Below are 7,047 nucleotides of genomic sequence, written 5' to 3' on the forward strand. Positions count from 1 at the left end.
CGGCGCGTCACCGAACCAGGTCCAAGAGTTCGTCGGTCTCCAGCGCGAGGTCGACGGGCGAGGGAAGATGCACGATTTTCCCGAAGGGGCGCGTGACGATGGTGGTGTAGGTTCCGCCCGCGGGATCGCTGTGCAGGACGGTCTCGCAGCTGTCACGGTCGATCAGTAGGTAGATCGGAATGTCCGTCTCGGCATATGCGCGGGGCTTGTCCGCGCGATCCCGACGGTCGGTATCCGGGTCGAAAGAGGTCACCTCCACGACCATGAGCACCGCTGACGGGTCGGCCCACTCGCCGTGCCCGACGAAGCTGCGCTTGGGGGCAACAGTGCAATCGGGGCGAGCTCTGCCCTTTCGATATTTTTCGATCTTCAGGCCGCGCTCGGGGTAGACCGAGAGCTTGCGCTGCTGTCGCGCAAACTCTTCGATCAGCCAGACGACGAATTCGTCGTGATCGCCGTCGGGCATTGCCTTTACTCCCACCCTGCCGCCGATGAATTCCAGTCGTACCGACTCGGCGGTGTCGCGGGCAATGCCTTCGAACTCCTCGACGGGCATGCCTGCACGTGCGGTCACCGTGGTCACCGGTGGCCTCCGTCCCTGTGGCTCGCGTCGCGTCATGTCTCCATGATTACCGCCGACCGCACATCGGGCCATGAACCGGGCCGATGTACCGCCGTCGAATCGAAACCGTACGCACGTATGTGCTCGACAGACCGGCTTCCCGACGGGAGTCACCCGAACGGGTGAGTTGGCCGACTCGCGCCGGTCGTCGACGGGGCAGACCGGCGAGTCGACCGCCGGTGGATTGCCTTTCGGCCGGTGTGGCGCGTCCACCGGTCGTCGTCCTCGGTCAGCCGACCTCGGAGTGGGTCTCGGTGGGCTCGGTTTCGGACGTGGGCTCGAACTCGCTTTGGGGCGGGGCGAGATGGCGTCGTTGCCAGAACGGGTGGTCGGACCAACGGCGTTCGGCCGCGTATGCGTCGCGGTGGTTGCGGCGGTAGGCCCGAAGCAGGTCCGCGAGCCGGGCCCGGTACACGTCGGGCGCATCTCGGCGGCCCGCCAGACACGCGTCGACGGTGTGGCCGGCGGTCAGGCCGGTGTACAGCGCGCTGAGGATGCCCTGTGCGGACAGCGGATCGAAGGCGGCTGCGGCGTCGCCCACCGCGATCCAGCCGGCACCGCAGACGCGGTCCAGATGCGCACCGTGGGCGGGTGCCCGGCGCGGCGCCGCGTGCGCGGGCAGTGGCCATCCGGCCAGCCGGCGCCCGACCCGGCTCGTCTCGGCGAGGAGAGCCCGGAAGCGGGCCGGGTCACCCGCTCGCGCGGCGGGCAGGTCGGCGTCGGTGAAGTAGACCACCAGGCGCCGGTCGCCGGGCAGCAGCGCGGTGTACCACCAACCGTCCGCGCCGGATTCGACCAGGGTGCTCGCGTCGGTGTCGGGCTCGGTGGGATCGGCCAGGGTCAGGTGCAGTGCGACCAGCGCGTCGTGCGTGTGGCGCCGGGCGCCGCCGCTTCCGGTCGCGACCGTCGCACGGCGTCCGGTCGCGTCGACGACCCAGTCACAACCCACCACTTCGCGCCGGCCGGGCCGACCCAGCGGCACCGACCAGGTGCCGTCCGGCCGCCGCACCGGCGCGCCGACCGGGGTGTGCTCGACCACCTCGGCACCGGCCGCACGGGCACCATCGCGCAACCGGCGGTCGAACAACGGGCGATCCAGGTGCCGGCCGGGCCCGTTCGGGTCGTGGATCGCGGAGACCGTGGTGGGCCGCGCCGACCCCCACGCGGACAGCGTGGCGTAGCAGGTGAGATGGCCGGGCCCGGGGACGTGCTCGCCGACCCCCAGGTCGGCCAGCAGCACCCGGGCCGCACCCGGCAGCGCCTCGCCGACCGAGGGCGGCCCGCCACCCGCGTCGGCGAGCAGCACCGAACGACCGGCGCGTGCGAGCGTGATCGCGGCCGAGGCACCGGCCGGCCCGCCACCGGCAACCACGACGTCATAGCGCCGCCGACGCCCGCCCGGCACCTCGACCCCGGTCACGGGAAGCCCGCTCCCGAGCCGACGCCGGTCACCCGCACCCCACGCCGGACGCGGCACTCGGCGCGGTGCACGAGGCAGCGCCCGAACCGACGCCGGTCACGGCGAGTCCAGATACGGGTCGATGTTGTCGACGTAGCCCACGGTCACGTCCGCCGCATGTTGCCCGGTGGCGTCGGCGACGCCACGGATGACCGCATCGGCCGCAGCGGGCTCCGGCACGTGGACATTGACCAGGTTGTTCGCGTCCGAGGCCTGATCGAAAGGCGGTTCCGGCGGCGACTCGACCTGCATGCGCGCCGGGAACCGGCCGTCGCCGACCGTGTAGGGCCGCACCTCGACGATGCCGAGCTTGTACCAACCGTCGACCATCTGCCGACGCTGCGCCTCGGGCGTGGTCCCGGTCAGTCCCCGCAACCAGACCGCGCGGTGCGCGAACGCGGCCTCGCGGTCGGCCGATCCGGTGCCGTCCGGCCGATTGACCGTCTCGTAGTCGCTCTGCTTGAGCACGTGGTTGGGTACCCGCGCGGGCCAGAACGTCGGCACGTAGGGGTCGTAGCGCGGCCCGAGCCCGGCCTGCGACTCGTAGCCCGCCCGGCAGCCCGCGGTGTCGGTCTGCCAGGGCACCGCCATCCATCGACTGAGGTCGCCCGGACCCTGCGCGTGCAAGGGGCCGTTCGCGGCCAGCGCCGCGTCCGGGGTGAGCGTGTCGCCGTAGTCCGGATCGGGATCGCCCTCCGCCCGCACCCGGATCCGGAACGGCTCGCCGAACATGGACGCGTGCCGGATCGGCCAGGTCACCTCGATGCCGGGATGGAACGCGTCCGCCACGCAGAAGTCCAATGCCGCCCGATCCAGCAGACCCGGCTGCGCGGCCGGTGGCGCGTCCTCCAGGCGATGCGGGTATCCGGCGAACGGCGTCGCGTCGAAGTCCCCGCGCGACCACGCGAGCAGCAGCTTGTCCTGGGTCGGCGACAGCGTCATGTGCTGGCGCACCGTCCTGGGCACACTGGCCATGCCGTCGCCGTAGATCCACGGCCACGGCATCGGTGACTTGTCGTCGCGCTTGTAGTCGCGCAGCGCGGTGTACACCTGCCGGCGCGTCTCGCGATGCTCGGGCGCGGGACTGGACAACCGGCGCAGTGCCTCGGGCGCGAGGAAGTAGTCGGGCCCTGCCCACCCGAACTTGGCCGCGAACCCGGCGTTGACCCACTGGAGTTCGCAGAACCGGCGCAGGATCGGTTCGATGTGCTCGCCGAAGGAGACCCGGGCCGGGAAGGGCAGTCGACCGCTCTCGACGAACACGTCGAAGAGCAGGTCGTAGAGGGTGCGCACGGTGCGCACGTCCGGCGCGAAGTTCGGCGGTGCGACCACCACCCAGGCCGGGTCCACCGGTACGCCGACACCGTCGACGGTGACCGAGGCGGTGACCGGCCCATCCGAAATGTCGTCGTACCAACCGTCGTTGTTGGTCACCGAGGCCAGCGGCGTCTGATCCGGCGAGCCGGAGGCGCCCAGTCCGCCGAGCACCACCAGTCGGCCGTGCTCGTCGGTGCGCATCTCGCCCAGCGGGACGTCGACCCGACCCAGGAACCGGCCGCCGGTGAACGGCACTCGGCCGCCGGGCGCGGCATCGAGCGTCTTGCGGCCGGGGTCGATCACCAGCGTCCGGCGATCGGCGACGCCCGGATTGCGGCGCGCGGACGGCCTGGCCGCCGGATCCCGGGAGTCGGGGATGTCCAGCGGCAATTGGAACTGGTACCACGCGGCCTTGCGATTGGCCACGTGCACGCCCCACGTGATCCGGGTACCCGGGTCGGCGACGGTGACTTCGCGCACCACGCGCCCGTCGGCGGCGAGGCCGTACAGCCGGAAGCGGGCCGCCTGGCGTTTGATCGCGCCGTCCGCGTCCTTGGCGAAGCCCGGCGGGAAGGGCTCCGGATCGGGGGTCTCGGGTCCGATGTACCAGCCGTCCGGGCGCGTGCTGTTGCCCACGCGCGCGATGCCGATGGCCGGATGGATCCGTACTCGGACGATGCGGTCGTCCGTTCGCCTGTCGCCGTTCCGGTCGCTCACAGCACTCCCGCTGGTCTCGTCCGCCCACGCCGCCGGGCCCGATGCGCGCGCCCGTACGGGGTGTGCTCGTTCCGACGTGTGGTCACACGCCGTGTGTGCGCAACTCCACGCTGTCCAACCCGCGATCGTCGGCGCAAGACCCAGTCGGGTGACAACCCCGGGATTCGGTGCGATCGATGGGCGGGCAAGGGACCGAAGTCCGCGAACTCGTGCGGCTTCCCCCATCCACATCGCCCCGACCCCGCAGTATGCGAACCGGAGACCGGGCGAGGGGAACGAGTGCCCGATGAGCCCGGTAGCCGGCGATTTCGGATCCGCCGTCCGGGTGACGAACGGCACGGTGGGGTCCGGTGGTCGACGGTTGTCCGCAAGGTGTGCTCTCTCGTACGCTCCGGACGCCGACGCAGTTCGTCGGTGCGCGGCGGTCCGCTCGGATCGTCGTGCGACAACAACATGTTCGAAGCCCAGGGGAAGCCGGTCGAATTCCGGCGCTGTCCCGCAACCGTGGGTGGTGACCGACAGGTCGCCACGAGTCGGAATGCCTGGGTTCATTCGATCTCGAAGGCTCCAGCTGTCGTGGACTGCACGCTGAAGCCCGGATTCCGCGGCCGACGCCTGGCTTCGGCCGGACGCCGGGACTCTCCGTTCCCGCCGTCCGCGCCCGCGTCCATCGCACGAAGGGAATCCGTCCGTGAAGATCTTCCGGTACAAGGGCCGAATCGGCCGACTGTTCGGCGCACTGGCTCTGTTGGTATTGCCCGCCACCGCGCAGGCCACGGTGTCGGCGTCGAGCGCGTACGCCGTGGACACCACCAAGGGCAGTGCGGGCGTCTGCCCGACCAACGACGGCGTGACCGTGATCGTCGACTTCCAGGAGCTCGGCGGCACCACCCTCGTGCGCTGTGCGCCGGGTGATCAGGCCACCGGACTGGCCGCGCTGAAGAACGCCGGTTTCCAGATCCAGGGCACTGCCCGCTGGGGCGAGGCGTTCATCTGCCGGATCGAGAACAAGCCCGGCCCGGACACCGAGCCGTGCCTGAACACACCGCTGGCAAGCGCCTATTGGTCATACTGGCACGCGCCGAACAACGGCACCTGGACGTACAGCTCGTGGGGTGCGTCCAACCGCAAGCCTCCGCTGGGCAGCTTCGAGGGTTGGTCCTTCTCCAAGGACAGGACCACTACGACCAATCCGCCGCCGCGCGTGGCCCCCTCGCGGTAGGACGGCCCAGACCCGGCCCATGGGGGGTGTTCGGCCCGCTTTGCGAGGCTCGCGTCGTCGGTCGTCCGGCTCGGCGACCGACGACACGGGTGGCCCGGGTCGAAACGGTGACTACGGGCAGTTCAGGGTCGGTGCGTCGGGCAGGGCGTGCGCGGAGGTCAGGTCGGCGAAGCCGATGCCGGCCAGACCCGGTATCGCCTGGGCGGTGGCCCGGGTGGCGGTGGACGGGTCGAACCCGGTGGCGTCGTACGCGATGGCACCTCGCGTGGCGGGCGTCGCCGAGCAGCCGACCTGGCGCTGGATGAGGAAGTGCCGTGCGGTCAGCCCGGGTACCACCCGCCACGAGGAAAGCAGGGCCTGCCCGGCCAGGCCGGTGCTGTTGGCGTTGGACGTGGTGGCGCCCGGCGTGCCGAAGCCCCCGTCGGAAAGCTGGTGCGCGGCCAGCCAGTTCAGTCCCGCTGTGGCCTCCTGCTGCCGGCCGGTGGCGACCAGCGCCTGCACGCTCATCGCAGTCGAGTCCGCGTCGCTGGTGCAGGTGGCGAGGCCGAAGTTCAGCGGGAACCCGCCGTCCGCGCAGTGTGCGCCGGCCAGGAAGTCGACCGCGGCCGTCGGTGCGCCGGCGGGCGTGCGATCCAGGGCCAGCAGCGCGAGCGACTGGCTGAACGTGTTGCTGTAGTCGCCCCACGGGGAGGTGTCGGTGAACCGGCCCGAGGACTCTTGCAGCGAGCGCAACCGGGTTGGGAGGTCCACGCCGCCGAAATTGCTCGGATTCGCGCCGCGCACCTCCGCCGCGAGCAGCAGTTTGGCGGTGGCCCCGGCGTACGCGTTGGTCGTGCCGTCGCCGATGTAGCCGGAGAGGATCTCCGGGCGGGCCAGCCACGTGGTGGCCTTGGCCCCGCTCTGGTCGGCCACCCCCGCGGCGGCAAACGCCAGGATCGCGTCGATGGTCAGACCCTGGTCGGGGTAGGTCACCCCGTCGAAGGTCGTCTCGAACCGCTCTCCGTCGACGAGTTGCCCGGCGAGCCAGCCCGCGGCGGCCCGGGTGCGGTTGCCGGCCAGGATCGAAGCGGTCGCCGACTGGTCGGCGGGCGCCGGGGCGGCGGCGTCGGCGGTCGCGGGTACGACGGCGGTCGCGGCGGCGAGGAGCAGACCGCCGAAGAGGGCGGAGATCTTCCGGCCGGATCGGGTGAGCGTCATGGCGAAGCCTTTCCGAGCCTGCGAAGCGGCATGCCCGGCGGACGTGCCACGCGTTCGACCGTGACCCCGAGGGCAGGACGGTCTCGGCACGGCGGCGCGAGGGCTCCGCCCCGTAGACCACGACGGGGAATGGAGGTGGAACGCTCCGGCCCCAGGCATTCGGGCTCGCCGTCGCAAGGACGGACCACCGCTGCGGGTCAGCGCCGGAATCACACCGGACTTTCCCTGCGGCCGAAGATGACGCGGGTCGCCGCGCCCCGGAACCGGCCGGACACGGCGCTGCCCGGGATCGGACGACGCCGTCACACCGATGTTCCTCGGGCGAGACGCTGCGCACTCTACGGACAGTTCGTCGCCGAGGGTAACTCGGTTTCCGGCCAGGGGTTCGGCGAGCCTTGCCCCCGATCGCCGTCCCGAAGCCCGGAGTTCGAGCCGGGGGGGGGGGGGGGGGGGGCGGGGGCGCCGCGGGCCCCCCCCCCCCCCGCGCCCGGCCCCCACCGCCGGCGGGCCCCC

5 protein-coding genes and 2 riboswitches are annotated in these 7,047 nt (G+C 71.8%); of the genes, 1 reads left to right on the forward strand and 4 read right to left on the reverse strand.

Annotated features, from left to right (window positions below):
• Window positions 1-7 precede the first annotated feature (7 nt).
• The 3 genes from ACIBM5_RS35035 to ACIBM5_RS35045 all read right to left on the reverse strand — a co-directional run bounded on the left by ACIBM5_RS35035 (window position 8) and on the right by ACIBM5_RS35045 (window position 4,115).
• A complete protein-coding gene (locus ACIBM5_RS35035; RefSeq protein ID WP_396010709.1) occupies window positions 8-583 on the reverse strand; it encodes a Uma2 family endonuclease in 576 nt (191 codons plus the stop codon).
• Between the two features lie 268 nt (window positions 584-851).
• Window positions 852-2,042: an NAD(P)/FAD-dependent oxidoreductase gene (locus ACIBM5_RS35040; RefSeq protein ID WP_396010710.1), complete on the reverse strand. Its 1,191-nt coding sequence runs from the start codon at window positions 2,040-2,042 to the stop codon at window positions 852-854.
• Window positions 2,043-2,138: 96 nt separating this feature from the next.
• Window positions 2,139-4,115: a LodA/GoxA family CTQ-dependent oxidase gene (locus tag ACIBM5_RS35045; RefSeq protein ID WP_396010711.1), complete on the reverse strand. Its 1,977-nt coding sequence runs from the start codon at window positions 4,113-4,115 to the stop codon at window positions 2,139-2,141.
• A gap of 468 nt (window positions 4,116-4,583) precedes the next feature.
• A riboswitch (cobalamin riboswitch) is annotated at window positions 4,584-4,658 on the forward strand.
• 148 nt (window positions 4,659-4,806) lie between these two features.
• On the opposite strand from ACIBM5_RS35045, the gene ACIBM5_RS35050 reads away from it, so the two are divergent.
• Window positions 4,807-5,337, forward strand: coding sequence for a flagellar hook-length control protein FliK (locus ACIBM5_RS35050; protein WP_396010712.1), 531 nt, complete (start codon window positions 4,807-4,809; stop codon window positions 5,335-5,337).
• Window positions 5,338-5,448: 111 nt separating this feature from the next.
• Here ACIBM5_RS35050 and ACIBM5_RS35055 read toward each other — a convergent pair whose 3' ends face one another.
• On the reverse strand, window positions 5,449-6,534 hold the full coding sequence (locus ACIBM5_RS35055) for a peptidase (protein WP_396010713.1): 1,086 nt from the start codon (window positions 6,532-6,534) through the stop codon (window positions 5,449-5,451).
• 153 nt (window positions 6,535-6,687) lie between these two features.
• Window positions 6,688-6,761: riboswitch (cobalamin riboswitch) on the reverse strand.
• Between the last annotated feature and the right edge of the window lie 286 nt (window positions 6,762-7,047).

This window comes from Embleya sp. NPDC050493, from assembly GCF_044458105.1.
GTDB lineage: Bacteria > Actinomycetota > Actinomycetes > Streptomycetales > Streptomycetaceae > Embleya.